Source organism: Ectobacillus antri (assembly GCF_003852715.1).
Classification (GTDB): Bacteria; Bacillota; Bacilli; order Bacillales; family Bacillaceae_G; genus Ectobacillus; species Ectobacillus antri.
The window spans coordinates 311,274-337,423 of record NZ_RIAV01000002.1; the positions used below are offsets into that span (position 1 = coordinate 311,274).

The following is a 26,150-nucleotide window of genomic DNA, read 5'->3' on the forward strand; positions in this document are numbered from 1 at the left end:
GAATTCGAAGATGCTGTGAATATTGATCAGCTAGGAGTGTGGTTTTCATGAGCTGGTCGCAGTACTTGCAGGATAAGCTCATTAAACTTGATGAGCAAACACAGCTCCGAGCATTGCAGACAACTGAAAACGGCTGTGAAACTTGGATCAACAAGCATGGAAAAAGGCTATTGAATCTAGCGTCCAACAATTATCTTGGACTTGCTGGTGATTACAGGTTAATAGAAGCAGCGCAGGAGTCTGCTATATATGGAGCTGGCGCAACGGCCTCCAGGCTCATTGTTGGCAATCACCCTCTATATGAGGAAGCCGAACATACAATTGCGACTTGGAAAGGAACTGAAAGCGCTTTACTAGTAGGTAGTGGATATATGGCGAATGTAGGAGCACTAGCAGCCCTTTTAAGTAAAGACGACGTGGTGTATAGTGACCGTTTGAATCACGCGAGTATTACAGATGGGATTATGTTAAGTCGAGCCCAGCATCGACGTTATCATCATAATGACATGAATCATTTAGAACAGTTGCTGCAGCAAGACAGTGAAAATAAACGCAAGCTGATTGTAACGGATACTGTATTCAGTATGGATGGAGATATGGCTTCTTTACGTGACTTAGTTTACCTGAAGGAAAAATACGGTGCTTTTTTAATGGTTGATGAAGCACATGCGAGTGGCATATACGGAGCTGAAGGAGCTGGTCTTGGGCATGTGTTTCGAGATAGCATAGATTTGCACATGGGAACATGCAGTAAGGCACTCGGTTGTAGCGGTGCATATTTAGCCGGGAGTAAAGGGGTTATCAACTATTTACTGAATACCATGCGGCCGTTCATTTTCACTACTGGAATGATGCCAAGTGCAGTTGGAACGGTTATACGAGCAATTGAAATTGTAAGAACAGACACAGTTCGTAGAGAAGCACTTCTTGCTAATAGCGAATTGCTTCGAAAAGAATTAAACGAAGCTGGTTTTTGTATTGGGACTAGTACAACACAGATTGTGCCTATCATTGCAGGAAGCAATGAAGCGGCTGTGCGATGGGCACATATGTTACAAGAAGCTGGTATTGCCGCAATTGCTATTCGCCCGCCAACAGTGCCGGGACATACATCCCGCGTACGCTTAACAGTAACAGCTGAACATACTTTTACAGAAATAAAGTGGGCTGTTCAACAAATAAAAGCTGTGCTTTGGCAAGATGGTGTGCTTATATGAGACCGACCTTTCTGATGGTGCCTGGCTGGGGAATGGATACGCCTGTTTGGGGAGAACTATGTTCCTATCTATCACCTTATCAAATTCGCTTCATCAATTGGAATCATATGGATGAGGTACATGAATTTGAGCAAAGAGTAATAAAAGCAATGGCAGAGGAAGAGAATGTTATTTTAATTGGATGGTCTCTAGGAGCATTAGTTGCGCTTCATGTGGCGCAGCAAGAACAAGTGCTAGGTATTGTTCTTCTAGGTGGTACAGCACGGTTTACTAAGGCGGTTGATTATCCAGGATGGCCAGCGTCGTTTGTGACTCGTATGAAGCGCGGTATATTGACTGACAAAGTGAAGACACTGGCAAGGTTTGATACAAGCATGTTTACCGAGCAAGAGAGTATCTATTACCAAACGTTTTCGACCCTGCGTGCTAGATTTCAAGACTATGATGTCCATTCTTTATTGGTGGGTCTTTCTTACCTATTGGAAAGAGACATGAGGGACACCTTAGATGCAATACAAACGCCGTTACTTTTATTGCATGGTGAAGCAGACAATGTATGTCCAGTTGCAGGGGCGTATTATATACAACAAAAAACAGGTGCACGGCTGTATGTGTGGCCTGAAGTAGGGCATGCACCTCATATAACACAAGCGAGGGAGTGTGCTGATCTAATTAAACAATTTGCAGCGGAGGTTACATAATGATTGATAAAAGCCTTCTCAAAAAGCGCTTCAATAAAGCTGCCGCAACGTATGATGAATATGCGAATGTACAGAAGAAAATGGGAGATGCACTTATTAATCTGCTTCAGGTCAACAGTAAGCCGATTTCAATTTTAGAAATCGGTTGTGGAACAGGTTATGTTACAGAAAAATTGCTGAGGTTGTTTCCGCAATCTACCATAACTGCCGTAGACCTAGCCCCTGAAATGATTGCTATGGCACGTTCACGTTTAAACAGCAACCGCGTTACATTTATATGTGAGGATGTGGAGCAGCTTCGCTTGGATACTACATATAACCTCATTATTTCCAATGCTACCTTTCAATGGTTAAATGATGTATCTCAAACACTGCTACGTCTTCATGAAGTACTCCGTCCAGGTGGGAACTTACTGTTTACAACATTCGGTGAAAAAACGTTTTATGAGTTACACACGGTGTATGAGCAAGCTTGTCAAGGCATTACAAATAAACGGATGGGACAGCGTTTTTTTACCAAAAGTGCACTCAAAGAATTATGTGATGCATACGACCATTTATGTATATCTGAAGCGTATTATGTAGAACACTTTCCAACTGTATATGAATTTTTTCACTCCGTTCGAAAAGTAGGTGCGACAAACAGTAATACGGGCTCGTATATGCAAAGTCCAAGTCTGTTCCGTCAAGTAATAGCGCTGTATGAAAAACAATTTGGGGATTATGGATACATTCCAGCTACATACCATACATTTATTTGTTCTATGAAAAAGGGGGAGAAAAAGAATGGAAACAGAAACAAAAACAAATTGGAAGCAACTCGCGCATGATGTAATTGAAGGAAAAGGAATTACGAAAGCAGACGCGCTGCACATTCTACAAACGCCGGATGAAGAAGTGTTGGAAATTATGAATGCCGCTTACATTATTCGTCATCATTACTACGGAAAAAAAGTAAAGCTGAACATGATTATTAATACAAAGTCTGGTTTATGTCCGGAGGATTGCGGTTATTGTTCTCAATCGATTGTATCCGAGGCCCCCATTGATAAATACGCATGGCTGACGAAAGAAAAAATCGTGGAGGGCGCGCAGGAAGCTATTCGCCGTAAAGCTGGTACATACTGCATCGTTGCCTCTGGACGTCGTCCAACGAATAAAGAAGTAGAGCATGTAATCAGTGCTGTACAAGAAATTAGAGACACCACAGATCTCAAGATTTGTTGTTGCCTAGGGTTTTTAAACGAAGATCATGCAAAACGGCTAGCTGAGGCGGGCGTACATCGCTACAATCATAATCTGAATACGCATGTCAACAATTATGAAAGTATTTGTTCTACACATACGTATGATGATCGTGTAGATACGGTAGAGAAAGCGAAAGGAGCAGGTATTTCTCCTTGTTCCGGCGCAATTTTTGGCATGGGAGAAACAGAGGAACAGCGTGTTGATATTGCATTTGAGTTGCAACGACTCGATGCCGACTCAATTCCTTGCAACTTTTTAGTGGCTGTCAATGGTACGCCCTTAGAAGGAAAAAAAGAATTGACGCCAATGATGTGCTTGAAAATATTAGCAATGATGCGCTTTGTTAACCCATCTAAGGAAATTCGTATTTCAGGTGGGCGTGAAGTGAATCTTCGCTTTGTGCAGCCACTAGGCTTATTTGCGGCCAATTCTATCTTTGTAGGAGACTACTTAACAACCGCAGGACAAGAACCTACAGATGATTGGAATATGATTGCTGACCTAGGATTTGAAATTGAAGAATGTGCCTTATAAATAAAAAAACTTGCGCTTTTAGAAGCGCAAGTTTTTTTATTTATATTGTTACAGCAATTGCTTTAAGTTCTCTGTTTAAGTTAGCCATTTCAATAGCGGCAACAGCTGATTCCCACCCTTTGTTGCCGGCTTTTGTGCCTGCGCGTTCAATCGCTTGTTCAATTGTCTCCGTTGTGACTACCCCGAAAATAATTGGTATATCCGTTTGCATAGACACGGCGGCAACGCCTTTTGCAACTTCATTACATACGTAATCATAATGCGTCGTAGCGCCGCGAATGACAGTTCCGAGTGTAATAACCGCATCATATTTGCCGCTCGTCGCTAATTTTTTCGCGATAAGCGGAATTTCAAATGCCCCAGGTACCCAAGCAATATCAATATCCGTTTCTTCAACGCCGTGACGCTTTAAAGCGTCTGTGGCGCCGCCAAGTAGCTTGCTAGTAATAAATTCATTAAAGCGAGATACAACAATCGCAACTTTTAAACCTGTTCCAACTAAATGACCTTCAAATATCATCATATTCTCTCCTTTTATAATTGTAGTAGATGACCAAGCTTTTCGTATTTGGTATGTAAATACGCCTCATTTTCCTTTTTGGCAGGAAATTGAAGTGGAACGCGTTCTACAACTTCCAAATCATATCCTTGCAAGCCTGCAATTTTGCGTGGATTGTTGGTGAGCAGGCGAATTTTACGAACACCTAAATCTTTTAAAATTTGAGCGCCAATGCCGTAGTCACGTAAATCAGCAGGGAAGCCAAGTTTATGATTGGCCTCTACCGTGTCATAGCCTTCCTCCTGTAACTTATAGGCACGCATTTTATTTAAAAGACCAATGCCACGCCCTTCTTGCCTCATGTACAGAAGCACGCCGCCTTCTTGTTGAACTCGCTCCAACGCAGCATGTAGCTGCGGTCCGCAATCGCAGCGGAACGAATGAAATACATCGCCGGTTAAGCATTCTGAATGAACCCGAACCAGGACAGGGGTTTCAGAGGTAATCTCGCCTTTAATAATAGCAATATGCTCTTTATCATCGAGTGAATTAGAATAACCAATGGCGCGAAAGTCACCAAATTGTGTTGGTAGATGAATTTCTACTTCACGTGATACGAATGTTTCGTGTCGTCTACGATAGGCAATTAAATCTTGTATGGTAATCATTTTCAAGTTAAACGTCTTAGCGATGACTTGCAAGTCAGGAACACGAGCCATCGAGCCATCTTCGTTTATAATTTCGCATATGACCCCAGCTGGCGATGTACCTGCTAGCACAGCGAGGTCAACGGCAGCTTCGGTATGACCGGCGCGACGCAGAACGCCACCTGCTTTTGCGATGAGCGGAAAAATATGCCCCGGACGTTTAAAATCTGCTGGTTTGCTGTCTTGTAGCATGGCGCGAATTGTCACGGCACGCTCAAAAGCGCTGATGCCCGTTGTTGTAGAGATATGATCAATACTAACAGTAAAGGCTGTACCGTGTGAATCTGTATTATGAGCGACCATGGGTTCAAGCTGCAGTGCTGCCGCATGCTCCTCAGTAATTGGCACACATACGAGACCGCGTCCATGCGTAATCATGAAGTTAATGGTTTCCGGTGTAATATGTTCTGCCAAGGCAATAAAATCCCCTTCATTTTCACGATCTTCATCATCGCAAACAATTACCGCTTTACCGGCGCGTAAATCCTCCAACGCTTCTTCAATGCTGTGAAACATACGCTATCCCTCCTAGTAAAATCCGTTTTCCCGCAAAAAGCTTTCCGTAAGAGAAGATTGAGCGGGAGATATTATGAATTTTTCAATATATTTGCCGACAAGATCACACTCTATATTGACGATATCACCAATCCCTTTACTCCCAAGAACGGATTTATCCAAGGTGTGTGGAATTAAAGAAACGGTAATAGATGATTCATCAACCTTAAACAGCGTTAAACTAGTCCCATCTAGCGCGATAGATCCTTTTGTAATACAATACCGCAATAAATGAACAGGCAGAGAAATGCGATAGTATACAGCGTTTGCCAAAGTGCGTTTTTCAAGAATTGTTCCGATGCCGTCTACATGTCCTGATACAAAATGTCCACCAAAGCGTCCGTTCGCTGCCATTGCACGTTCTAAATTTACGGAAGAACCTACTTGCAAGGTGCGCAGAGAAGTCGCTTTAACTGTTTCTGGCATCATATCTGCCGTGAAATATTGATTGGTAAATGAGGTAACGGTTAAACAAACACCATTTACAGCGATACTGTCACCAAGTCGTACATCGCTAAGAACACGCTCGGCTTGTATAGTGACTTGAACTGCTAACGTATCTTTTTGAATACGTACTACTGTTCCGATTTCTTCAATAATGCCTGTAAACATAGTTCTCCTCCTTTCGACGTGCAATAAGCTTTATATCATCTCCCATTTGCTCAACAGAGGCAATATACAATTTAGGTGCATCCTGCAAGGAAAAACCGGTTCCGCCAAAAAATGTCGGTGCTTGCTGCCCACCTATTAAATGTCCGCTCATATAAATGACTAACTGATTATACATATGAGATTCTATAAAACTAGCGTGTATTTGTGATCCACCTTCAACAAATAGAGAAGAAATGCCCTGTTCATACAGCACTTGTAATAAGTTTGGAACAGAAATTCTCTCTGTGGGCATTGACAGAATTGAAGCGTAGCTTTCATATTGTCTTATTTGTTCTTCAGAGACGCTAGCCCCGGTTACAAGCCAAGTAGGTGCCGCGTTGTCATGTAGAACTTTAGCCGAAAGGGGCGTCCGTAAATGGGTATCTAGGATAATCCGAATTGGATTTTTACCACCATTTGGAAGACGAGTAGTCAAACTAGGATTGTCTGCAATAATCGTATTTACTCCAACCAATATGGCATCATGTTGGTGACGGTATTGATGAACATCCATACGTGCTTGTGAACCTGTAATCCATTTACTTTCCCCGGTAGTAGAAGCAATTTTTCCATCTAGGCTCATTGCTGTTTTTAAAGTAACGTAAGGTTTTTTATGTTGTATGGTATGAAAAAAAATGTTATTTAGCTGTGTGGCCTCTTCGGCTAATAGTCCTGTTTCTACCATAATGCTGGCTTCCTGTAGCTTCTTTATACCAGAGCCTGCAACAAGAGGGTTATTATCTTGCGTAGCTATAACAACACGTGCAATGCCACTTTGTATAATTTGTTCTGTGCATGGCGGTGTTTTACCAAAGTGATTGCATGGTTCAAGTGTCACATATAATGTGGCTCCCTGCGCTTTTTCACCTGCCATTTGTAGTGCATGAACCTCGGCATGCGCCTCACCTGCCCGTAAATGGGCCCCCACTCCAACAATTTCACCATTTTTGACTACGACTGCCCCCACCATAGGATTGGGATTCGTTTGTCCATTTGTCGCGGATGCGAGCTGTAGTGCCAATTTCATGTAAGTTGTATCTGTCATAAGACCACCTTCCCGTTAAAATAAAAAGCCCCTAAGGAATGTCCTTAGGGGCTTGAGAAGTGTGTTTTCAGAAATAGGAGAAAAGCGTACAACAAATAAGCCGATTATATCTGCGTTTTTTTGCAGACAATCAGTGCTGTGTCTCTCTATAAATACAAGTACGATGTTCATATAGCAGTCATGACCACACAAAAAGAAACACTGTACAAACATACCCTACTAAAGATAGAAATGTTTAGCTTGTATTTATGTAAAAAGGCAGACTTCTCCTATAAAATTGAAAACAGAATCCTTCTCCCATCCAGACTATACTGTCGGTCCCGGATTTGCACCAGGTCCACCGCCGAAGCGGGTCACGGACTAAGAAGCAAAAGCTTCATCACCGCCGGTTGGGAATTTCACCCGACCCCGAAGGATATTGTTTGCTTGTTATTATATCATAAAAAAATAGAATGAACAGAAAAAAGTATAATAATCTGAAAGTTTATATGCAGCTGCTCTTATGGAAAAAACTGATAGTATTAATTGACAAATAATAGATGTTTAGGTCATAGTGAATAGCAGAAAAGTGTGAAGAAAGAGGTAGATTTATGAAATATATGGTAGTTGGTATAGCTGGCGCCGTTGGAGCGTTGCTACGATATGCACTAAGCTTGTATGTACATATACCTTGGCTGTTCGGCTTTCCTGTCGCAACATGGGTTGTGAATATGAGTGGAAGCTTTCTGCTGGCATGGCTTACAGCCCGAATATTTGAGCGACCAGATATACATCCATATTTTGCACCCGCTGTTGGAACAGGTCTAGTGGGCTCATTTACAACGTTTTCGACTTTTAGTATGGAAGTAGTTACTTTATGGCAAAATCAAGCATATTTATCAATGGGGATATATATGACAATGAGTGCATGGGGCGGGTTTTATATGGCTTGGCTCGGTTTTTATGTCGGGAAAAAAGAGATGGCTGTGTCATGAACATACTGTTAGTAGCACTTGGGGGAAGTCTGGGAGCCGTTTTGCGATTTATGATAAGTAACGTAATTCTTGCAAGGTCTCGTTCTCATTTTCCCTACGGAACTTTAATTGTAAATTTTCTTGGTTCATTTCTACTGGGGATACTATTGTCTTATGGGGTACAAGAAAAGGAGCGCTTATTATTGGCGGTAGGGTTTATGGGGGCATTTACGACGTTTTCAACGTTTCAAGTTGAGTGTGTTAGGTTGTATCGAGAGAAACAATATAGAGTTGTATCATGGTATATTCTGAGTAGTTATATACTAGGCATCGGTGCAACATATTTCGGTTTTTATGTCGCGCATTAAAAAAGGTCTTGCGCGCAAGACCTTTTTTTAATGCAGCTCTGCTTAGTCAGCTGGCTGATCTGGTGCGCGAACTACAGATTGGAATTTACCTTTATGAGCCCCGTCACAAAATGGCATGTTACTGGAAAGACCACAGCGACACAAAGAAAAAGCAGGCTTTGCAGGAAATGGATTGCCTGCGCCATCTAATAATTCTACATCACCGGTAATGCGAATAGAGCCGTTGTCGTTTACTTTTATTTGTACCTTTGTCATGTTTTCGCTCCTTATCCATTATACGTTATTGTTACATTGCTACTATGTACATATTTGTAAGCTTATGTCTATAGTATCATAATCCAGCTGATACATGTGTTATAATTTGATATATGTTTAGAATATGGGCTTATCATGTTACAATATATACTATTACGATTTATATTATTGTTGCTGTTGCACATAAGCATACAATTTTATTGAACAAGGTGATAAGTCATGAATGAAACAATGCATACACTCAAAAACGTTGCCGCTGAACGGACATGGGTATCTTTTTTACATAATGATCATCCGTACAGTTTGTTGCACTGGTCGATTGCGGGCACGCAAACGGAACAAAAAGACATATGGTTATTACAAGATGAAGTATCGTTCGAAACAAAAGAATTTCAGAATTTGGACGAAGCAATTTTATGGATTGGCCAAAATATGCATGTAATGGGGGACGAGCTCGCATAAGCAGTCCCTCATTTGTCTATATATGCGGCTAAAAATCTGTCAATGGCTTCTTCATATGCTTCTGTGTTTTCTTCATACGATAATGCATGCGCACCATTTTCAGCTAAAAAGAGTTGCTTAGGACCTTGTTTTTGCTGATACAGTTCTTCTGTCATGGCCGCTAAAATGTAGTCGTCAGGTTTGCTGTGAATAAAAAGCACCGGATTTTTAATACAACCTACACAGCGAATAGGGGAAACCTCATCAATACGATAGCCATCTCTTATTTTTAACAGTGAACTAGCTAAAGGTAGCAAAGGCCAAGATGGAAGCTTAAATTCTACGTGTAAGCGATAAGAAAGCTGTGCACGAAAATCGGAGAAAGGACAGTCAGCAATATAAAAATCAGCCCCGTCTTCTATATCACCGGCATATTGAAGCAGTGTAGCGGCTCCCATAGATTCACCATGAATGCCGATAAGTTTATCAGCCCCGAATCTCATTTTTACCCAATCCACTACCGCTTTTAAATCATGTTTTTCGTAGTAGCCGTAACTGGTAGTCTTACCACCAGAACGCCCGTGTCTGCGATGATCATAGATAATTACATTGAACCCGCGCTTTAAAAACAAATTGCTGTACTTAATTGAATTGATTTTATTTACCGTCACCCCATGACAAAAAATCATATATTTATCAGCTTGCTTGGCTGGTATATAGTAGGCATGTATATTGTATCCGAATGGGGAGCTAATTAAAAATTCTTCTTTGGGCAGACTTTCAAAATCCTCTAATGTAAAATGTTTATTGGTTTCCCGTATTAAGATTTCTTCGTCAGTTTTTTTCTTGATGTACATAATCTTATTAGTGAAAAAATAAATTAATCCAAGCATTCCTCCGGTTAGAACCGCTAAAATGCGTACGATATTTCTCATGTATCATCCCTCCGCCCTTATTTTACCAAAATAGACGTATAGAAGCGAACGAAAGTGGGTTAATATCGTGTAATATGTTGCATATATTTTATATGAAGTAGGTACATACTTCGTAATATAAAGTGCTCTAAAAGGAAAACTATCTATAAAAACTATATAGGTACAACTAGAAAAACAGACATGGGGTGGGAAAGAAGGACAGGCAATGTATGGGTGCGGTCAGGGCCTAAGAGATACGTGTGTCAAGTAAGAACATACACACGTAGCGAAGCGTTCTGGAGCTGTGACTTTCTTGCTGTTTCTATGTCGAAAAACTATGTAGACTTATATAGTAACTCCTATGAAAGGGTGAGTCGTAATAGACTGTGTTAAAGCTAGATAGAGGTTATTAACAGGAACCTGTCATAGAAAAAATAAATAGCATTTGAACATAGGCAAAGAGGTGAAGCTGTGAGGATAGGGGAGATTATTGAAAGGCTAAATAGAAAAGAATCGCTGGCCGTTATTGCGAAACAAGTGGGACTCACACCTTACACATTGTCTAGAAGATTAAGGTTGCTTGGCTACGAATATGATCGTACGAAGAAGAAGAGAGTGTTTGTGGGAGAGGGAAAAGAGCCTCTGGAACATCACTTGTCCGATTTGCTTTCTTACCCGGCTACACCAGTTGACTATCAACGTCTTATGTACGAAGAACTGCAACAGATTCGCCTATTACTTACAAAGCCGTTTTCTCCGCCTTCTATATATGAAGAGGTTATAAAGCGAAGAAGAACCTTTTCTATTAGCGAAGAGGTACTTACTAATTTAGATAAACGAGCCAAAATGACTGGCAAAACAAAATCTCAGATAGTAGAAGAAGCGCTTAAAGAGTGGTTGTAGGTATAAATATATAGATACAAAAATTGCTAGCCAAAGAAAAATCCGAACAATTAGTCGGAATTCTCTACACAGAATTCGATTGAGTTCGGATTTTTCCTTTATGAGTGTTCGTTATTCTCTATTCTTTCGGCTTTAGAGTTACATGATGCAGTTATGTCCCGGCCTCTTTTTCTTAGTTTTTCACTTGAATACGTCCTTCAATTTGAGCGGAAACAGGTTCCTTGGATGCTTTTACATAGTTTACAAGTGCATCTAAATCCACTGGACCTGGCACGATGTTTGTTGCCCTTGTGAATGGTGTAAATCCGTCACCACCGGCAGCGATAAACGCGTTTGCCACAACCGTATATGTTTTCTCGTCAGTTACCAACTCGCCGTTTGATAGTTTAATATCCAGAATGCGAGAACCTATTGGTGCGGCAGCATCCCAAGTATAGGTCATACCTGAAATTTGAAGCATACGTGTTTTACCTACTTGCCATTGCATATTTAAAATGTCACGAATATCTTTACCTGTTAACGTGAGCTTACGCAGCTCGTTACCAAACGGTTGAATGTTGTATAATTCACCCCACGTGATGTCGCCTGCATCTAAGTCATTACGGATACCACCTGGATTCATCAAGGCGATATCACCATTCATCGCAAGGCGCTGTGCATCAGCAATTAGATTACCTAGAGCAGATTCTCCTGCCACGCTTTGCGTACGATTCATAGCAGTCGCCGATTTACCTACAACTTCGTTTACAAGTGGAGCAACCTGTTGTGCATATTGATCTACCATAGCTTTAATCTGCGGGTCGGGTTGAATCGCATCGCGATATGTGGTAACGACTTCGCCTTTTTTCGCTACAACATCCTTTGTTTTGCGATCAATCGTTAAATCAACATCTACAAAAGCAGAGCCGTAAGAATTACCCTGAACCAAAAGCTTTCCGTTAACTGTACCGTTTACGTAGGCGTGATTATGACCGCCGAAGATTACGTCAACTTCTTCATCTGTTTTATACGCAAGATCAACCATCTCGCCAGTCGTATTGCCTGATGCATCTGTTACGCCCGGATTGTGAGCGAGCACCACAATGGTTTCAACTCCCATACGCTTTAATACTTTCGCGTATTTGTTAATTGCTTCCGCTTCATCTGTAAATGTCACGTTTTCAATCATTGTTGGCATAACAATATTTTGTGTATCTTTTGTTACAACCCCAATAAAGCCGATTTTTACGCCATTTACATTCTTTACAGCGAACGGAGGCAATAGAGGTTGACCTGTTTTCTTATCCACTGCGTTTGCTGCAATATATGGGAAGTTTGCACCTTCAAAGTTTCCAGTTTTCTCGTGATATCCACCATAAATAAGTCGTTTTAATTCTGTTACACCTTCATCAAATTCATGATTACCCAATGTTCCAATATCAAAGCCTAGTGTGTTTAAAATATTGATCGTTGGTTCATCTTGTAACAAAGCTGAAATAGGAGGGCTACCTCCAACCATATCGCCAGCATGTACTAATAGAGTATTAGGGTTTTGTTTTTCGCGTTCACGTATGTAAGCTGCTAGATAGTCTACACCACCTGCTTCTCTACCATTTACTTTTGTAACTGTAGTCAATTGACCATGAAAATCGTTAATTCCCAATAATTGAACGTCAATGTTACGATGATCGGATTGGCTATTTTGATTGGCTGGCGCGGCCGTTACTGTGGAGACAGCTAATGCACTCGTTAATGCGGCAACCGGAATGACCTTTTTCCACATGTAGTATATTCCCCCTACTTATTAGTTTGACATTATACGACATTTATTTTAATAGATTTATAGAGATTAAACCACATAATTTTCATTCTTTTTTAAATATTTACAAAAAATTTTCTAATAGTTAACAAAACTTATAGAAGATATTTTAGATATATTAAGTGCAACTAGAAAAAACGACATTCTTTATTGGGTGGGAAAGAAGAATAGGGAATATATGGTTATGGTCAGGGCTTAAGAGATACGCGTGTCAAGTAAGAGCATACACACGTAGCGAGGTGTTTGAGAGCTATGATTTTCTTGCTGTTTATATGTCGAAAAAATTATGTAGACTTATATAGTAATGTATAGGGAGAAAAGGTGTGTGACATATGTTGTACCTGTATCGTTTGATATTCGAGTAGGGATATGGGAAAATGAACATTGATTTGCATAGGGAGAGTGAATAAAGTGAAAAAGAAAAAACAACAGAAGTTACCGACAACTTATGATGAATCGCAAGCAATGCATGTAAAGGACAGATTAAATAATGATTTGATTCAAAAGCTAAAAGAAAAACAAAAAGGGCTAACGGAGAAATTAGAACAAGAACGCCTTGCTGAAATTGAGCGCAAAAAGCGTGAAGCGAAAGAAAAAGAAAAGAATAAAACATTTGAAGAATTATTGGAAGAAAGTAACTTGTCTTGGAAAGATTTTAAGTAAAGGTAAAGTTCACTTTCGTTGACTTTGTGTTTTAAATATTGATTAAATGACAAAAAGGGGTTTTATTTTTAGGAGGGATATCATGATTCCAACAGTAACATTACATAATGGTGTAAGGATGCCGATTTTGGGTTTAGGTGTTTGGAAGGTTACCGAAAAAGAACAATTAAAGAACGCTATTAAAGCGGCATTAGATGCCGGATACCGAGCAATTGATACAGCCGCAGTATATGGAAACGAAACCGAGGTTGGGGAAGCCATTCGTGAATCTGGCGTACCACGTGAGGAATTATTTATTACAACGAAAGTCTGGAATAGTGATCAAGGCTATGAAACCACATTAGCCGCATTTGAAGTGAGTTTACAAAAACTTGGTTTGGATTATGTAGATTTATATTTGGTACACTGGCCTGTAAAAGGGAAGTATGTGGATACATATCGTGCTCTTGAAAAGTTATATGAAGATGGACGAGTGCGGGCAATCGGAGTGTCGAACTTCCATATTCATCATTTAGAAGATGTAATGACTAATGCAAAAGTGAAACCGATGGTGAATCAAATTGAGTTACATCCAAAACTTGCACAAACAGAAATTCGTGCGTTTTGCCGTGAGCATGGTATTGCTGTGGAGGCATGGAGTCCGCTTATGCAGGGCGGTGAAATCTTTGAAAATGAAGTGATTGCACAGCTTGCCGAAAAATACGGTAAAACACCAGCACAAATCGTACTGCGCTGGGATGTGCAAAGCGGTATCATTACCATTCCAAAATCTGTGACACCAGAGCGGATACTAGAAAATAGTCAAATTTTTGACTTTATGATCTCTGATCAAGATATGAAACGAATTGACGCATTAAATGAAAATAAACGTGTAGGAACAAATCCTGAAAAATATGACACAATGGAATAAAGCTTGCCATTTGGCAAGCTTTATTCCATTAGAGGCGAGTCCTTTCTCCAACGTCTTGAATAGAGCTTAATCTCTGTGTGCAGTATATATATCTTGCTTCGTAAGCTGCTGTAGTTGTTCGTATTCTGTGGATGTCAACGGGGTACCTAAAAGAACGTTTTCTTGCACCTGCATCACTGAGCTTGCACCTGGAATCACGGAAGCTACAACAGGTTGATGAAGACAATAGCGTAAAGCTACTTCTCCAACTGATCGATTTCCAGTTAGGTTGTTGATGTGAGATAGTGTTTCTTGTAATTCTTCAGCGCTATATGATAAATAGCCGGATTCCTTGATTCTTTGCGTACCGCTATTTGTTAACAAGCCTTTCGCCAGAGAACCTCGTGCGATTACACTGATGTTATGTTCGGCCAATAGAGGGAACAGTTCTTCAGGGCGGCGGTTGAGCAGGCTGTATTCCATTAATACGCTGACAATATTTGAACGCGATACGTATTCTTTTATCACATTTGGACGAATGGAAGAAATACCGTAATAACGAATCCATCCTTCTTCTTGTAACTCTTCAAACGCTTCAATCGTTTCATCTATGTAATCTTCAACTGTTCCACCGTGTAGCTGATATAAATCAATATAATCTGTACCTAATCGTTGTAAGCTACTCTTCACTTGCTCTTTTATATATGTTTTAGATGGATCCCAGAACCACCCGTTTTTATTTGCAGTCCACCGGTTTCCCACTTTTGTTGCCAATATGATTTGATCTCGTCTCCCCTTCAAAGCTGTGCCTATAAACTCTTCATTCATGCCGTAATCATATAAATCAGCTGTATCTAAAAAGTTAATGCCTTGTTCAATCGCCGTATCTATAATACGGATCGCTTTCTGCTTCTCTGTGCCAAGCGACATACAGCCTAATCCAACTTCACTAACCCATAATTCTGATGTGCCGAGCTGTCGTTTTTGCATTCTAAATCCTCCTTACTACTATGACTGGGTTGACGATGTGTATATAGAGTGTTATCTAACCACTCTGTCATCAGTGTATGCTCTCCTTGACATTTTCGCAAGAAGCTACAAATCGCTGTTGCTGTCCCAATCAATATTATTCGTCTTTTATATGAATAGATGTCCATGGTCATCCTCCTAGGTTAAATGTGGTAAAATGTATGTAGGTTTCGGTTGAACTAGAACAAGGGAGGAAGCAAATATGAGTAGCTTTGAAGAAAAAACGATACATACAACCCCTATTTACACAGGGCGTGTAATTTCTGTGCAGGTAGACGATGTAACTCTACCAAACGGTGCGGTAAGTAAACGAGAATTGGTCAAACATCCGGGGGCAGTAGCTGTAATTGCTGTAACAGAGGAAGGGAAAATCATTTTAGTAGAGCAGTATCGAAAAGCGATGGAAAAACACCTAGTAGAGATTCCAGCAGGAAAGCTAGAAGCAGGGGAAGTGCCTGTCGATACAGCAGTAAGAGAATTAGAAGAAGAAACCGGATACGCTTGTGATAGGATGGAACTGTTGGTTTCCTTTTACACGTCACCAGGGTTTGCAGATGAAATAGTATACTTATATGAAGCGAAAGGTCTAAAAAAACTTGAGGAAAAAGCGGCACTAGACGAAGATGAGTTCGTTACATTAATTGAGCTTACGATAGAGGAAGCATTGGCGCTTATTCGTGAAGAACGCATTCATGATGCTAAAACAATTCTTGCCATTCAATATTTGCAATTAAAAGAATTAAAAAAGATATAAAGCCAAAAATAATTGTGTGCAAGTTTATCTATTCTTCTAAATAGAAGTTTGTATCATATTTTGCAAGGTCTGTCTCATATACTCTATAAGAATCTCTTAGAAGTTAAAAGTGATAGAGATAAAAGAGAGAGAGGGATTGATGTTGCATAAAACTTGGCAAGATAAGGTAGCTGCACATGTACAGGAGCATTCGTCTTTATACGTATTTGTTTCCGTTTTATTGTTAATGGGAGTAATATTTGGCGCTATACTGGTGAACAGTCTGCAGGAAGGTCAAAAGCAAGATCTTTACTTTTATTTAAGTCGTTTCTTTGGACAAGTCTCAGAAGGAAAATTTGTAAGTGCAGTTGAAGTATTTAAAGAGAGTTATTTTTCACATTTAAAATATATTGGCTTTATATGGCTACTTGGTGTATCAGTCATTGGCCTTCCTCTTATCTTTATTTTGTTGTTTTTAAAAGGTGTGGTAGTTGGGTTTACGGTTGGCTTTTTGGTTAGTCAGTTAGGTTGGAATGGTTTTTTATTAGCTTTTGTAGCAGTACTACCTCAAAACTTAGTTATTATGCCCGTATTTTTATTTATGACGGTTACGGCTGCTGGTTTTTCTCTTCGTATGATTAGACATCAATTTATTAGAAGAATGCACGAGCCGCTTTTGCCGGTGCTAGTGAAATATACAGGTATTTTTTTAGTTATAGGTTGCATTTTAGTGGGGGCATCTGCTGTGGAAGCTTATGTTTCCCCTATGTTTATGAAGGGAATTATAGAAGGTATTCAAAAGAAATAACGAATGAAAATGAAGAAGAAGTAACAAACGCTTGCTACTTGTATATTTTCTTTTGACACCCCCTCTTCTTTTGATATAATGGTGTAAGAGTGGCGAGGAGGGAAGTACGGAATGGAAGAAAGAATAGAACGAATTAAGAAGCAACTACATGCGGCTAGCTATAAATTAACACCTCAGCGTGAAGCAACTGTACGTGTGCTTCTTGAAAATGAAGAAGATCATTTAAGCGCGGAAGATGTGTACCTCCTTGTAAAAGAAAAATCGCCTGAAATTGGACTTGCGACTGTATATCGTACACTGGAATTATTAACTGAATTAAAGATTGTTGACAAAATTAATTTTGGTGACGGTGTCTCACGCTACGACCTGCGTCAAGAAGGAGCATCTAGATTCCATCACCATCTGATTTGTACCGAATGCGGTTCGGTGGAAGAAATACAAGAAGATCTTCTTGGAGAAGTTGAGAAAAAAGTTGAAGAAAATTGGAAATTTAAAGTCAAAGATCATCGATTGACATTTCACGGTATTTGCCGTTCTTGTCAAAACATGTCTGAATAAAAACCTCTTTCTAATCAGAAAGAGGTTTTTGTATAGCTACTATGTATAAAGGCAACTAGGCTTGGCATATGTTGTAATAAAACAAAGTGTTTGCGTCAGCAGCGGCGTTGCTGATGTAAGTTAAATCAACTAAACATGGATAGATGTTACTGATTCAATTGTACTTCTTTAGGTGTCCCGTCAAGTGGGTTTGATCTGATGCTAGTTGATATACTAACATATGGAGGCATGAGTATGCGCAAGGCAATGAGTGTATTATTTGATGTAATCAAAGTGTTCGTCTTATTTACGGGTTGTACGATTATGTTTTATTTCGCTATACTATGGATAAATGAGGAATATCAAAATTATCACCGTTATAAACAGCCGCAGAGCGAATCCGTGGAACAAGTTTCTGGGATACCTTCTGCCGGTTGGGTAAGTCGAGTGATTTTCTTTTATGAAAACGGGGAGTAGAGACTATTGAATGATGCTTTACAAGATTTTATTCATTATATGATTGTCGAAAAAGGTTTGGCACAAAATACAATTGTAGCTTACGAGCGTGACTTAAAGGGATACATACAATATATTCAAAAAGTAGAGCAGGTTGTATCCTGGCAAGAAGTGAAACGATCTCATATTGTTGCATTTTTACATCATTTAAAGATGCAGAATAAATCTTCAAAAACATTGGCGCGTCATATTGCTTCTGTTCGATCGTTTCATCAATTTATGCTGCGTGAACATATTGCAGAACACGATCCGTCTGTTCATATTGAAACGCCGCAAGCGGAGCGAAAACTACCCAAAGTATTATCTGTTGCAGAGGTCGAGGGACTGTTGCAGGCGCCTGACAACACGCCATTTGGAATTCGAGACAAGGCAATGCTTGAGTTGTTATATGCTACAGGACTTCGTGTGTCTGAACTTATTCAGTTGGATTTGGCAGATGTACATATGACAATGGGGTTTGTGCGTTGTGTTGGAAAAGGAAATAAAGAGCGTATTATTCCGCTTGGCCGCTTAGCTACGGAGGCTATATCTACATACATAGAACGAGGAAGAGCTAGCTTGGTGGGAAAATATACTACCAATGCTTTGTTTTTAAATCATCAAGGTAACCGTTTGACGAGACAAGGGTTTTGGAAGATTTTAAAGAAACTTGCACAAAAGGCTAATATTCAAAAAGATTTAACACCTCACACCCTTCGCCATTCATTTGCAACTCATCTGCTTGAGAATGGCGCCGATTTGCGAGCGGTACAGGAAATGCTGGGACATGCTGATATTTCTACTACGCAAATTTATACACATGTGTCCAAAGTGCGTTTGAAAGATGTATATAAGCAGTTTCATCCAAGAGCGTAGGGAAACCTACGCTCTTCACAATTTCCTCACAAATTGTTCGCATTTAATTTCCAATTCTAAGTTGTGTAGGCAGTAGACAGATTTATATAAGGGGCTATACTTGTTGATAGAGGGGGACGATGACGTGAAAAAACTAATTGTAGCAATAAGCTTACTACTGGTTCTTACTGCTTGTGGCAATAATGAAAGCAAAACTGACGTTACAAATGAGATACCAAAAGAGGTAAAGGTAGAGGTGAAAACGCAACCTGAACAAATTACACCAAATACTTCTACTGAAATTCAGGCCATTGTTACACAAGACGGGAAAACCATTGATGATGCTGAAGTGAAATTTGAGATATGGAAAGAAGGTTCTGAAAAGCACGACATGATTGATGCTACATACAAAAAAGATATGTACAAAATTGACCAAATCTTTTCGGAAACCGGTATGTACAATATAGTAGCCCATACGAATGCGAAGGATATGCACGTGATGCCGAAGGTACAAGTACAAGTAGGAACCACAGAAGAAACGAAGCAAGGACATGTGCATGAGCACGGTGCTAGTGATGTGTCTATCCATTTTATGGCTGATAAATTAGTTGCGGGGCAATCTGCTGATATAAAGGCTCATATTATGCAAAAAAACGTTGCATTAACAGCTGCCAATGTTCAATTTGAAATTTGGCAAGAAGGTCATGAAAAGCGCGAATACGTGCGCGCGACAGAAAGTGTTAAAGGGGAATATGTCGCAGCCCCTGTTTTTAAAACAGCTGGTATTTATATTGTAAAAGTGCACGTTGAAAAAGGAGATATCCACGAACATACAGAACAAAAAGTTCAAGTACAGTAAACCTTCACAATTGTGAAGGTTTTTTGTGTAGGAAAGCGAATGTATTCCGTATCAAACATCATAGTAAGCATACAAAGCGGAAAGGTGAGAAGTAATGCCGAAATCCAAACAGATAGGTATTGGTTTAGCTTTCGTACTTATGCTAATAATAGGGTGGCGTTGGTATGAAGAAAAGAAAGTCATTATCGTATTAGATCCCGGACACGGTGGAAGTTATCCTGGATTTGAACAAGATGGTGTGCTTGAAAAGGATATCGTATTAGAGGTTTCACAATATGTACGTACTGAACTGCAAAATAAAGGTTATACAGTTTATCTGACACGAGAAGGAGATCAGCTTTGTGAGGAAGGGGGGTACCTAAAAGACTTGGCATGTCGACCTAAACTAAGTAGAAAGAAACATGCCGATGTATTTGTTAGTATACATGCTAACGGCTTTAAGGACAGCAATGTCAGAGGAGCCGAAGTATATTATTTTACGCCGTTTCGTGATAAGCAACTAGCTGAAAAAATTGGAGATAATTATATAAAAGAAACCAAGATGCCGCTTCGCTATGTAAAATTCGGAAATTACAAAGTGCTTCGTGAAACGCTTGTGCCCTCAGCGTTAGTAGAAATAGGGTATTTAACTAATAAAGAAGATATGAAGCTATTGATGCAAGATGATTTTAAAAGAAAATCAGCAACTGGAATAGCTTTAGGGATTGAGGAATTTTTACGAAATCAGCGCAAATAAGAGACGCAAGAGAAGACTTTTCTTTTATACGTCTCTCTTATTTGTCTGACAGTAAGCAATGCGTTATAATAAGCAAGTCAAAATTGTTGTGGATATCTTGAAAAAGCGGTGTAAAAGAAAGCGTAAACATGATATGATACAAGTAGTCGATGTCTGACATCTGACTTAAAAAATTGAGTAACTATTTGGCATTTTCGTACATACTAACTAAAAACAGGAGGAACGCATAAATGAATACATATAAACGTATCTTTTTAATCGTAATGGACTCCGTTGGCATAGGAGAGGCACCGGATGCTGAAAAATATGGGGATAAGGGTGCCAACACACTGGGGCATATTGCTGAACACATGAATGGATTACATATGCCAAATATGGCTAAATTAGGGCTTGGTAATATTGGAGATATTAAAGGTGTTGAGCGTGCGGCGCAACCATTAGCATACTATACAAAGATGGAAGAAAAGTCAGCAGGTAAAGATACGATGACGGGCCATTGGGAGATCATGGGTCTTTATATTGATACGCCATTTCGTGTATTCCCGGATGGTTTTCCAAAAGAGTTACTAGATGAACTAGAGAAGCAATCTGGAAGAAAAATTATTGGAAATAAGCCCGCATCTGGTACAGAGATTTTGGATGAGCTCGGCAAGCAGCATATGGAAACGGGTGACTTAATCGTATACACATCTGCCGATAGTGTGTTGCAAATTGCCGCGCATGAAGAAATTGTGCCACTTGAAGAATTATATAAGATTTGTAAGATTGCTCGCGAACTTACATTAGATGAAAAATATATGGTCGGTCGTATTATTGCTCGTCCGTTTGTGGGAGAGCCGGGTGCATTTAAACGTACAGCAAACCGACATGATTATGCACTGAAGCCGTTTGGTAGAACTGTTATGAACGAACTACAGGATGGTGGTTATGATGTAATCGCAATTGGAAAGATTTCCGATATTTATGATAATGAAGGCGTTACCAAAGCACTCCGCACAAAATCTAATATGGATGGTATGGACAAATTAATAGATACCCTTCATATGGATTTTACTGGCTTAAGCTTTGTAAACCTGGTAGACTTTGATGCTTTGTTCGGACATCGCCGCGATCCACAGGGCTACGGTGAAGCGTTAGAAGAATATGACACGCGTTTGGCTGAGGTACTAAACAAGCTAAATGATGATGATTTACTGTTAATCACAGCTGATCATGGTAACGATCCTGTTCATCCTGGAACCGATCATACACGTGAGTATGTTCCTTTATTAGCATATAGTCCATCTATGAAGGGCGGCAAGGAAATACCGGTTCGTCGTACTTTTGCCGATGTAGGCGCAACAGTAGCAGACAACTTTGGTGTCAAAATGCCACAGTATGGAGAAAGCTTCTTAAAAGATTTGCAATAGGAGGAGAATAATATGAGAGAGCATATTGAAACAGCGGCAGCATATTTAAAGAAAAAGTATGAAACTGTACCTGTTGTAGGTTTAATTTTGGGTTCAGGATTAGGTGTATTAGCTGATGAAATTGAATCAGCAGTCAAAGTACCATATGAGGAAATTCCTGAGTTTCCCGTTTCTACAGTAGAAGGGCATGCAGGGCAACTTGTATTTGGTACCTTACGTGGTGTTCCTGTTGTGGCTATGCAAGGACGCTTTCATTATTATGAGGGATATGATATGCAAAAAGTCACATTCCCTGTTCGGGTTATGAAAGCGATGGGAGTAGAAAAGTTAATTGTCACAAATGCAGCTGGTGGTGTAAATACATCATTTGCTCCAGGAGATTTAATGATTTTATCTGATCATATCAATTTCATGGGTACAAATCCGTTAATCGGTCCTAATGAAGCGGCATTCGGTGTACGTTTCCCTGATATGTCAGAGGCGTATTGCAAAGAGCTTCGCCATTTAGCGAAGAATGCAGCAGAGCGTTTACATATCTCGGTACAAGAAGGTGTGTACTTAGCTGTTACGGGTCCTACATATGAGACACCTGCTGAGATTCGTATGTTCCGTACACTTGGTGCAGATGCAGTGGGCATGTCTACTGTACCAGAAGTCATTGTAGCTCGTCATGCAGGAATGAAGGTTCTTGGTATTTCTTGTATTTCAAATATGGCAGCAGGTATTTTAGAACAGCCACTTCATCACGGTGAAGTGATTGAAACAACGGAGCGCGTGAAAGCAAACTTCTTGGCTCTTGTTAAAGAATTAGTAAGCGAAATGAAATAAGAGGTGAATAACGATGAGAATGGTCGATTTAATCGCAAAAAAACGTGATGGTCAGGCATTAACAACAGAAGAAATTAATTTCATTATTACAGGTTACACAAAAGGTGATATTCCTGATTATCAAATGAGTGCCTTCGCAATGGCGGTATTCTTTAAAGATATGACAGATCAAGAGCGTGCAGACTTAACAATGGCAATGGTAAATAGTGGCGATACTATTGATTTATCAGCAATTGAAGGTATTAAAGTGGATAAACATTCTACAGGGGGGGTAGGAGATACAACAACCCTTGTACTTGGTCCGCTTGTTGCAGCACTTGACGTACCGGTCGCAAAAATGTCAGGACGTGGTTTGGGTCACACAGGGGGCACAATTGATAAATTAGAAGCTGTTCCTGGCTTCCATGTTGAAATTGAAAATCAAGAATTTATTGATCTTGTAAACAAAAATAAAATTGCTGTTATCGGTCAAAGTGGAAACTTAACACCTGCTGACAAAAAGCTGTATGCGCTTCGCGATGTAACAGCTACGGTGAATTCTATTCCATTAATCGCTAGCTCCATCATGAGTAAAAAGATTGCTGCAGGTGCGGATGCGATTGTACTTGACGTGAAAACAGGCGCAGGTGCGTTCATGAAAACCACGGAGGATGCGAAGGAATTGGCGCAAGCGATGGTTCGCATTGGTAACAATGTAGGGCGCAATACAATGGCTGTTATTTCTGATATGAGTCAGCCGCTTGGTTTTGCTATTGGAAATGCATTGGAAGTTAAAGAAGCGATTGATACACTACAAGGCAAAGGTCCAAAAGATTTAGAGGAATTATGCTTAACATTAGGCAGCCAAATGGTTTTCTTAGCAGGAAAAGCTTCCTCATTAGAAGATGCTCGTGAAAAGTTATTAGAAGTAATGAAAAATGGTAAAGCACTTGAAGTGTTTAAAACATTCCTGTCAGCACAGGGTGGAGATGCATCTGTGGTAGATAATCCTAATCAATTGCCGCAAGCGAAGTATATAATTGAGGTAGAGGCTAAGGAAGACGGTTACGTATCAGAAATTATTGCAGACGAAATTGGTACAGCAGCGATGTTGCTCGGTGCAGGTCGTGCAACGAAGGAATCGGAAATTGATTTGGCTGTTGGATTGATGCTTCGTAAAAAAGTGGGTGATGTTGTTAAAAAGGGTGAATCTTTAGTAACAATTCATGCTAATACAGAAGATGTTGAAAAAGTGAAGCAAATGATTTATGACAACATTAAAATTTCAAAAGAACATGTTGCAGAACCAAAACTAGTACATGACATTGTTACAAAATAATGATAAAAGACCGGCAGGGTATCTCGCCGGTCTTCTTTATTCAAGGAATTATCAACTTTATGAATGAACTGCATGTACTTTCTTACACAAGTGCATGTAATACAAATGTAAGCAAAAATAGACAAGCAATCACATACAGTGGTCTGTTTACTTCGCTTTGTTTACCAAGGGCCAATTTTAAAATTGGGTACGCGATAAATCCAAAGGCAATTCCATCAGCAATGCTGTAAGTCAGTGGAATCATGACGATAATTAGGAATGCAGGAAAGCCTTCAGAGAAGTCCTGCAAATTAATATGCTGAATGTTTGTCATCATTAATCCCCCGATAATAATTAAAATTGGAGCAATTGCATTATCGGGAATAATTTGAACAAAGGGTAATACAAGCAAAGAAAGTAAAAACAGCACGCCTGTCGTTAATGCGGTTAAACCGGTTTTGCCACCAGCTGTAATTCCAGAGGCACTTTCTACTGTGGAAACAGTAGGACTTGTACCAAATAGACCGCATGTTAAAACTGACAGTGCGTTTGCTTGATAGGCCTTTGTAAACTTTTCTTTCTTTTCCAACATGCCGTGCAGCAACCCCATATTCTCAAAAATAAGTACCATACTTAAAGAGAACGTGGCCATCCAAAAGGTTAGGTCTGCAATACCGGCAAAGGACATCGCTCCAAACACGGAAGCATAGTCGCTTATTGAAAAAGTAGAACGTTCACTTTCCAAAATACCAAATATCCAAGCAATTGCGGTACCAACTGCAATGGTCAATAAAAAGTTACCTTTAATGTTTCGAATAAATAAGATAACCGCAATCACTAAAGTTAAAGTGGTTGCTATGACGTGGGAATCATGTAAGTCTCCCATGGCAACAGCTGTATTTGCATTTGCTACGACTAAACCGCCCTTTTGTAAACCGATAAACGCTAAAAAGACCCCAATACCTACTGTAATAGCTTCTTTAAGCGATTTGGGAATAGTATCAGACAAAATTTTTGCAAGTGGTGTAAAAGCCGTTATAGCAAATAGGACTCCCGACATAAAAACAGCGCCCAATGCTTCTTGCCAACTTAGCCCCATACCATGAACAATAGTAAATGTGAAAAATGCATTTACTCCCATACCAGGTACAAGAATAATTGGAGCGTTCGCTCGAAAAGCCATAATCAGACATCCGACAAATGAAGTGAAAACAGTTGCCAGGATGCCCGCCTCAAGCGGAATACCGGCATCTGCCAAAATGGTAGCATTTACGACCATAATGTACACAATCGTAAAAAATGAAGTTGTGCCTGCTAGTAGCTCCTGTTTAGGCGATGTTTTGTGAGAGCGTAAGTGAAATATACGTTCCAACAGTCCTTTCATATTTGACCTTCTTTATAAACATAATCCCTCTCCCACCCGTGACACCCAAAATGGGCTCACCTTTTATTATTATACCAAAAAGCGCACAAGTTATATATAGGCAAATATTGTTCTAACAGTAGCGGTAATACTTAACATACCGGGCTCAATCGAAGGAGTTGCTTTAGCAGAAAAGGCAACCTCTTGGGAAGGGCTGTTCGATTCTTCTGTCACAGTGAAGGGAACAGGATTTACATTTACACCTAGCGCACCTGCAACTGTTTTTGCTTTTTCCTGTGCTTGTTGAATAGCAAGTGTAAGAGCTTGCTTATAGTATGGTTCTGGGTTAGAAATGCGAAAAGAAAGTCCTCTTGCAATATTAGCTCCTGCTTCCACTGCTTCAGCATATACCTCTCCGGCTTTTTGTACATTTAAGACTGTGATTTCATACAGATGTTCAATCCGATATCCACGAAGAAGGGCTTTTCCATCTATATAGTTATATTCTGGTGTAATTGTATAGGAAATTGTTTGAATTTCTTCAGGCTGAATCCCTAGTTGTTGTAATGTTTGTAAAAGGGTAGCTGATTTTTGTGCATTTTCGGTCTGTGCTTCAGTAACCTTCTCGTTTTCTGTAGAGACGCCGAGTGTTATTACAACAACATCTGGCTTTACAGTAACAGTGCCCTCTCCTTGCAATGTTAACTGTGAATCTTTTATGTGTCGATAATCCGGATATAAGCCGGGACCGTAATGCATGGCACTCACCATCCTTTTACAGTTTGTATAAAAAGAATAAAGCTGCTTATATATTATATATGGATAACAACTTGGACAATTTCTCAGTATTTAGTAAATAA

The 26,150-nt window shown here is 39.9% G+C and carries 31 protein-coding genes and 1 riboswitch; of the genes, 20 read left to right on the forward strand and 11 right to left on the reverse strand.

The genetic code is table 11. From position 1 onward, the window contains the following. Nucleotides 1–47 precede the first annotated feature (47 nt). Genes bioF through bioB form a run of 4 tightly spaced genes read left to right on the forward strand, consistent with a single transcriptional unit; the run spans nt 48 to nt 3,700 of the window. Nucleotides 48–1,217, forward strand: coding sequence for an 8-amino-7-oxononanoate synthase (bioF, locus tag EEJ45_RS04050; RefSeq protein WP_124563498.1), 1,170 nt, complete (start codon nt 48–50; stop codon nt 1,215–1,217). Further along, complete coding sequence (locus EEJ45_RS04055) at nt 1,214–1,918, forward strand: alpha/beta fold hydrolase (protein ID WP_124563499.1); 705 nt, start codon at nt 1,214–1,216, stop codon at nt 1,916–1,918. The genes bioF and EEJ45_RS04055 overlap by 4 nt, the downstream gene beginning before the upstream one ends. Beyond that, nucleotides 1,918–2,748, forward strand: coding sequence for a malonyl-ACP O-methyltransferase BioC (gene bioC / locus EEJ45_RS04060; protein WP_124563500.1), 831 nt, complete (start codon nt 1,918–1,920; stop codon nt 2,746–2,748). Before EEJ45_RS04055 ends, bioC begins: the two co-directional genes overlap by 1 nt. After that, the gene (gene bioB / locus EEJ45_RS04065) at nt 2,705–3,700 is read left to right on the forward strand and encodes a biotin synthase BioB (protein ID WP_124563501.1); all 996 of its coding nucleotides are present in this window, start codon (nt 2,705–2,707) and stop codon (nt 3,698–3,700) included. Before bioC ends, bioB begins: the two co-directional genes overlap by 44 nt. A gap of 40 nt (nt 3,701–3,740) precedes the next feature. Here the strand turns inward: bioB and ribH are convergent, their stop codons facing one another. The 4 genes from ribH to ribD are packed head-to-tail and all read right to left on the reverse strand — an operon-like array spanning nt 3,741 to nt 7,157. Beyond that, entirely contained in the window at nt 3,741–4,220 is a 480-nt protein-coding gene (gene ribH / locus EEJ45_RS04070; protein WP_124563559.1) for a 6,7-dimethyl-8-ribityllumazine synthase, read from the reverse strand. Between the two features lie 14 nt (nt 4,221–4,234). After that, nucleotides 4,235–5,422 carry a bifunctional 3,4-dihydroxy-2-butanone-4-phosphate synthase/GTP cyclohydrolase II gene (locus tag EEJ45_RS04075; RefSeq protein WP_124563502.1) on the reverse strand — a complete coding sequence of 396 codons (1,188 nt, stop codon included), beginning with the start codon at nt 5,420–5,422 and terminating at the stop codon, nt 4,235–4,237. Between the two features lie 12 nt (nt 5,423–5,434). Then, entirely contained in the window at nt 5,435–6,073 is a 639-nt protein-coding gene (gene ribE, locus EEJ45_RS04080) for a riboflavin synthase (RefSeq protein ID WP_124563503.1), read from the reverse strand. Next, the gene (gene ribD, locus EEJ45_RS04085; protein ID WP_124563504.1) at nt 6,054–7,157 is read right to left on the reverse strand and encodes a bifunctional diaminohydroxyphosphoribosylaminopyrimidine deaminase/5-amino-6-(5-phosphoribosylamino)uracil reductase RibD; all 1,104 of its coding nucleotides are present in this window, start codon (nt 7,155–7,157) and stop codon (nt 6,054–6,056) included. The genes ribE and ribD overlap by 20 nt, the downstream gene beginning before the upstream one ends. A gap of 285 nt (nt 7,158–7,442) precedes the next feature. Next, nucleotides 7,443–7,577, reverse strand: a riboswitch (FMN riboswitch). Nucleotides 7,578–7,747: 170 nt separating this feature from the next. Between ribD and EEJ45_RS04090 the strand changes: the two genes are divergently transcribed. Together EEJ45_RS04090 and crcB are read left to right on the forward strand one after the other, a co-directional pair. Next, a complete protein-coding gene (locus EEJ45_RS04090; protein WP_124563505.1) occupies nt 7,748–8,131 on the forward strand; it encodes a fluoride efflux transporter FluC in 384 nt (127 codons plus the stop codon). Then, nucleotides 8,128–8,478: a fluoride efflux transporter CrcB gene (gene crcB / locus EEJ45_RS04095; protein WP_124563506.1), complete on the forward strand. Its 351-nt coding sequence runs from the start codon at nt 8,128–8,130 to the stop codon at nt 8,476–8,478. The genes EEJ45_RS04090 and crcB overlap by 4 nt, the downstream gene beginning before the upstream one ends. Nucleotides 8,479–8,520: 42 nt before the next feature. On the opposite strand, the gene EEJ45_RS04100 is transcribed toward crcB, so the two are convergent. After that, entirely contained in the window at nt 8,521–8,733 is a 213-nt protein-coding gene (locus EEJ45_RS04100) for a CDGSH iron-sulfur domain-containing protein (protein WP_124563507.1), read from the reverse strand. A gap of 219 nt (nt 8,734–8,952) precedes the next feature. Between EEJ45_RS04100 and EEJ45_RS04105 the strand changes: the two genes are divergently transcribed. After that, nucleotides 8,953–9,195, forward strand: a complete 243-nt coding sequence (locus EEJ45_RS04105; RefSeq protein WP_124563508.1) for a DUF2552 family protein — start codon at nt 8,953–8,955, stop codon at nt 9,193–9,195. Between the two features lie 8 nt (nt 9,196–9,203). Here EEJ45_RS04105 and EEJ45_RS04110 read toward each other — a convergent pair whose 3' ends face one another. Then, on the reverse strand, nt 9,204–10,109 hold the full coding sequence (locus EEJ45_RS04110; RefSeq protein ID WP_124563509.1) for an alpha/beta hydrolase: 906 nt from the start codon (nt 10,107–10,109) through the stop codon (nt 9,204–9,206). 450 nt (nt 10,110–10,559) lie between these two features. Here EEJ45_RS04110 and EEJ45_RS04115 point away from each other — a divergent pair, with 450 nt between their 5' ends. Then, nucleotides 10,560–10,991: a ribbon-helix-helix domain-containing protein gene (locus EEJ45_RS04115; RefSeq protein ID WP_124563510.1), complete on the forward strand. Its 432-nt coding sequence runs from the start codon at nt 10,560–10,562 to the stop codon at nt 10,989–10,991. 172 nt (nt 10,992–11,163) lie between these two features. Here the strand turns inward: EEJ45_RS04115 and EEJ45_RS04120 are convergent, their stop codons facing one another. Next, nucleotides 11,164–12,753, reverse strand: coding sequence for a bifunctional metallophosphatase/5'-nucleotidase (locus EEJ45_RS04120; RefSeq protein ID WP_124563511.1), 1,590 nt, complete (start codon nt 12,751–12,753; stop codon nt 11,164–11,166). Nucleotides 12,754–13,200: 447 nt separating this feature from the next. Between EEJ45_RS04120 and EEJ45_RS04125 the strand changes: the two genes are divergently transcribed. Both EEJ45_RS04125 and EEJ45_RS04130 read left to right on the forward strand, forming a co-directional pair. Next, nucleotides 13,201–13,452, forward strand: a complete 252-nt coding sequence (locus EEJ45_RS04125; RefSeq protein ID WP_124563512.1) for a YqkE family protein — start codon at nt 13,201–13,203, stop codon at nt 13,450–13,452. Nucleotides 13,453–13,531: 79 nt separating this feature from the next. Next, nucleotides 13,532–14,362, forward strand: coding sequence for an aldo/keto reductase (locus EEJ45_RS04130; RefSeq protein ID WP_124563560.1), 831 nt, complete (start codon nt 13,532–13,534; stop codon nt 14,360–14,362). Nucleotides 14,363–14,428: 66 nt separating this feature from the next. On the opposite strand, the gene EEJ45_RS04135 is transcribed toward EEJ45_RS04130, so the two are convergent. Together EEJ45_RS04135 and mciZ are read right to left on the reverse strand one after the other, a co-directional pair. After that, nucleotides 14,429–15,331 carry an aldo/keto reductase gene (locus EEJ45_RS04135; RefSeq protein ID WP_124563513.1) on the reverse strand — a complete coding sequence of 301 codons (903 nt, stop codon included), beginning with the start codon at nt 15,329–15,331 and terminating at the stop codon, nt 14,429–14,431. Further along, nucleotides 15,277–15,504 (reverse strand): Z-ring formation inhibitor MciZ, encoded by a 228-nt coding sequence (gene mciZ / locus EEJ45_RS19165; protein ID WP_484068174.1) that lies wholly within the window; start codon nt 15,502–15,504, stop codon nt 15,277–15,279. The genes EEJ45_RS04135 and mciZ overlap by 55 nt, the downstream gene beginning before the upstream one ends. Nucleotides 15,505–15,572: 68 nt before the next feature. Between mciZ and EEJ45_RS04140 the strand changes: the two genes are divergently transcribed. From EEJ45_RS04140 to EEJ45_RS04185, 10 genes are all read left to right on the forward strand, one after another. Then, nucleotides 15,573–16,124 carry an NUDIX hydrolase gene (locus tag EEJ45_RS04140; RefSeq protein WP_124563514.1) on the forward strand — a complete coding sequence of 184 codons (552 nt, stop codon included), beginning with the start codon at nt 15,573–15,575 and terminating at the stop codon, nt 16,122–16,124. 139 nt (nt 16,125–16,263) lie between these two features. Next, entirely contained in the window at nt 16,264–16,911 is a 648-nt protein-coding gene (spoIIM, locus tag EEJ45_RS04145; protein WP_124563515.1) for a stage II sporulation protein M, read from the forward strand. Nucleotides 16,912–17,022: 111 nt separating this feature from the next. Continuing rightward, nucleotides 17,023–17,469, forward strand: coding sequence for a ferric iron uptake transcriptional regulator (gene fur / locus EEJ45_RS04150; protein ID WP_124563516.1), 447 nt, complete (start codon nt 17,023–17,025; stop codon nt 17,467–17,469). A gap of 234 nt (nt 17,470–17,703) precedes the next feature. Further along, nucleotides 17,704–17,925 carry a YqzK family protein gene (locus EEJ45_RS04155; RefSeq protein ID WP_124563517.1) on the forward strand — a complete coding sequence of 74 codons (222 nt, stop codon included), beginning with the start codon at nt 17,704–17,706 and terminating at the stop codon, nt 17,923–17,925. Nucleotides 17,926–17,931: 6 nt separating this feature from the next. Then, complete coding sequence (gene xerD / locus EEJ45_RS04160; RefSeq protein ID WP_124563518.1) at nt 17,932–18,819, forward strand: site-specific tyrosine recombinase XerD; 888 nt, start codon at nt 17,932–17,934, stop codon at nt 18,817–18,819. A gap of 124 nt (nt 18,820–18,943) precedes the next feature. Continuing rightward, a complete protein-coding gene (locus EEJ45_RS04165) occupies nt 18,944–19,657 on the forward strand; it encodes a FixH family protein (protein ID WP_164464198.1) in 714 nt (237 codons plus the stop codon). Nucleotides 19,658–19,751: 94 nt separating this feature from the next. Beyond that, on the forward strand, nt 19,752–20,393 hold the full coding sequence (locus EEJ45_RS04170) for an N-acetylmuramoyl-L-alanine amidase family protein (RefSeq protein ID WP_124563520.1): 642 nt from the start codon (nt 19,752–19,754) through the stop codon (nt 20,391–20,393). A gap of 230 nt (nt 20,394–20,623) precedes the next feature. Continuing rightward, nucleotides 20,624–21,802, forward strand: a complete 1,179-nt coding sequence (gene deoB / locus EEJ45_RS04175) for a phosphopentomutase (protein WP_124563521.1) — start codon at nt 20,624–20,626, stop codon at nt 21,800–21,802. 12 nt (nt 21,803–21,814) lie between these two features. Further along, nucleotides 21,815–22,630 (forward strand): purine-nucleoside phosphorylase, encoded by an 816-nt coding sequence (locus tag EEJ45_RS04180; protein WP_124563522.1) that lies wholly within the window; start codon nt 21,815–21,817, stop codon nt 22,628–22,630. 13 nt (nt 22,631–22,643) lie between these two features. Further along, nucleotides 22,644–23,948: a pyrimidine-nucleoside phosphorylase gene (locus EEJ45_RS04185; protein WP_124563523.1), complete on the forward strand. Its 1,305-nt coding sequence runs from the start codon at nt 22,644–22,646 to the stop codon at nt 23,946–23,948. Nucleotides 23,949–24,030: 82 nt separating this feature from the next. Here EEJ45_RS04185 and EEJ45_RS04190 read toward each other — a convergent pair whose 3' ends face one another. After that, nucleotides 24,031–25,311: an NCS2 family permease gene (locus EEJ45_RS04190; RefSeq protein ID WP_124563524.1), complete on the reverse strand. Its 1,281-nt coding sequence runs from the start codon at nt 25,309–25,311 to the stop codon at nt 24,031–24,033. A gap of 90 nt (nt 25,312–25,401) precedes the next feature. Further along, nucleotides 25,402–26,049, reverse strand: coding sequence for an SIMPL domain-containing protein (locus EEJ45_RS04195; protein WP_245999819.1), 648 nt, complete (start codon nt 26,047–26,049; stop codon nt 25,402–25,404). Between the last annotated feature and the right edge of the window lie 101 nt (nt 26,050–26,150).

Bases quoted from the DNA above. Each gene is read 5' to 3' on its own strand.
- EEJ45_RS04055 (WP_124563499.1), top strand. From the start codon at position 1,214: ATGAGACCGACCTTTCTGATGGTGCCTGGCTGGGGAATGGATACGCCT.
- bioC (WP_124563500.1), top strand. From the start codon at position 1,918: ATGATTGATAAAAGCCTTCTCAAAAAGCGCTTCAATAAAGCTGCCGCA.
- bioF (WP_124563498.1), top strand. From the start codon at position 48: ATGAGCTGGTCGCAGTACTTGCAGGATAAGCTCATTAAACTTGATGAG.
- EEJ45_RS04075 (WP_124563502.1), bottom strand. From the start codon at position 5,422: ATGTTTCACAGCATTGAAGAAGCGTTGGAGGATTTACGCGCCGGTAAA.
- crcB (WP_124563506.1), top strand. From the start codon at position 8,128: ATGAACATACTGTTAGTAGCACTTGGGGGAAGTCTGGGAGCCGTTTTG.
- EEJ45_RS04105 (WP_124563508.1), top strand. From the start codon at position 8,953: ATGAATGAAACAATGCATACACTCAAAAACGTTGCCGCTGAACGGACA.
- EEJ45_RS04140 (WP_124563514.1), top strand. From the start codon at position 15,573: ATGAGTAGCTTTGAAGAAAAAACGATACATACAACCCCTATTTACACA.
- ribH (WP_124563559.1), bottom strand. From the start codon at position 4,220: ATGATATTTGAAGGTCATTTAGTTGGAACAGGTTTAAAAGTTGCGATT.
- EEJ45_RS04185 (WP_124563523.1), top strand. From the start codon at position 22,644: ATGAGAATGGTCGATTTAATCGCAAAAAAACGTGATGGTCAGGCATTA.
- EEJ45_RS04180 (WP_124563522.1), top strand. From the start codon at position 21,815: ATGAGAGAGCATATTGAAACAGCGGCAGCATATTTAAAGAAAAAGTAT.
- mciZ (WP_484068174.1), bottom strand. From the start codon at position 15,504: ATGACCATGGACATCTATTCATATAAAAGACGAATAATATTGATTGGG.
- EEJ45_RS04090 (WP_124563505.1), top strand. From the start codon at position 7,748: ATGAAATATATGGTAGTTGGTATAGCTGGCGCCGTTGGAGCGTTGCTA.
- EEJ45_RS04100 (WP_124563507.1), bottom strand. From the start codon at position 8,733: ATGACAAAGGTACAAATAAAAGTAAACGACAACGGCTCTATTCGCATT.
- EEJ45_RS04155 (WP_124563517.1), top strand. From the start codon at position 17,704: ATGCGCAAGGCAATGAGTGTATTATTTGATGTAATCAAAGTGTTCGTC.
- fur (WP_124563516.1), top strand. From the start codon at position 17,023: ATGGAAGAAAGAATAGAACGAATTAAGAAGCAACTACATGCGGCTAGC.
- EEJ45_RS04170 (WP_124563520.1), top strand. From the start codon at position 19,752: ATGCCGAAATCCAAACAGATAGGTATTGGTTTAGCTTTCGTACTTATG.
- EEJ45_RS04135 (WP_124563513.1), bottom strand. From the start codon at position 15,331: ATGCAAAAACGACAGCTCGGCACATCAGAATTATGGGTTAGTGAAGTT.
- EEJ45_RS04195 (WP_245999819.1), bottom strand. From the start codon at position 26,049: ATGCATTACGGTCCCGGCTTATATCCGGATTATCGACACATAAAAGAT.
- ribE (WP_124563503.1), bottom strand. From the start codon at position 6,073: ATGTTTACAGGCATTATTGAAGAAATCGGAACAGTAGTACGTATTCAA.
- EEJ45_RS04120 (WP_124563511.1), bottom strand. From the start codon at position 12,753: ATGTGGAAAAAGGTCATTCCGGTTGCCGCATTAACGAGTGCATTAGCT.
- EEJ45_RS04190 (WP_124563524.1), bottom strand. From the start codon at position 25,311: ATGAAAGGACTGTTGGAACGTATATTTCACTTACGCTCTCACAAAACA.
- EEJ45_RS04110 (WP_124563509.1), bottom strand. From the start codon at position 10,109: ATGAGAAATATCGTACGCATTTTAGCGGTTCTAACCGGAGGAATGCTT.
- bioB (WP_124563501.1), top strand. From the start codon at position 2,705: ATGGAAACAGAAACAAAAACAAATTGGAAGCAACTCGCGCATGATGTA.
- ribD (WP_124563504.1), bottom strand. From the start codon at position 7,157: ATGACAGATACAACTTACATGAAATTGGCACTACAGCTCGCATCCGCG.
- deoB (WP_124563521.1), top strand. From the start codon at position 20,624: ATGAATACATATAAACGTATCTTTTTAATCGTAATGGACTCCGTTGGC.
- spoIIM (WP_124563515.1), top strand. From the start codon at position 16,264: ATGTTGCATAAAACTTGGCAAGATAAGGTAGCTGCACATGTACAGGAG.